This is a genomic window from Moellerella wisconsensis ATCC 35017 (assembly GCF_001294465.1).
Taxonomy (GTDB): domain Bacteria; phylum Pseudomonadota; class Gammaproteobacteria; order Enterobacterales; family Enterobacteriaceae; genus Moellerella; species Moellerella wisconsensis.
Genome location: NZ_LGAA01000087.1, coordinates 1 through 267, shown reverse-complemented (window position 1 = coordinate 267; position 267 = coordinate 1). Strand labels below are relative to the sequence as shown.

General features: G+C 40.4%; 1 pseudogene. It reads left to right on the top strand.

Annotated features, from left to right (window positions below):
- Window positions 1–267, top strand: a pseudogene (locus M992_RS14505) (phage portal protein); the annotation flags it as partial.

The following is a 267-nucleotide window of genomic DNA, read 5'->3' as shown; positions in this document are numbered from 1 at the left end:
AAGACGGCATACGATAATTCCACTGAGTGAAGTCACGGCCAAGGATGAGTTTTTTAACATTAAGAATGTTACACGAGACGATATGTTAAGCGCTCACCGCGTACCACCTCAGATGATGGGAATTATTCCTAACAATACTGGCGGCTTTGGTGATGTTAAGAAAGCCTCACAGGTTTTTGTACAGAATGAGCTGATACCACTGCAGGAAAGAATGAAAGAGTTTAACGAATGGTTTGGTGATGAAGTGATCAGATTTAAAGAATATCA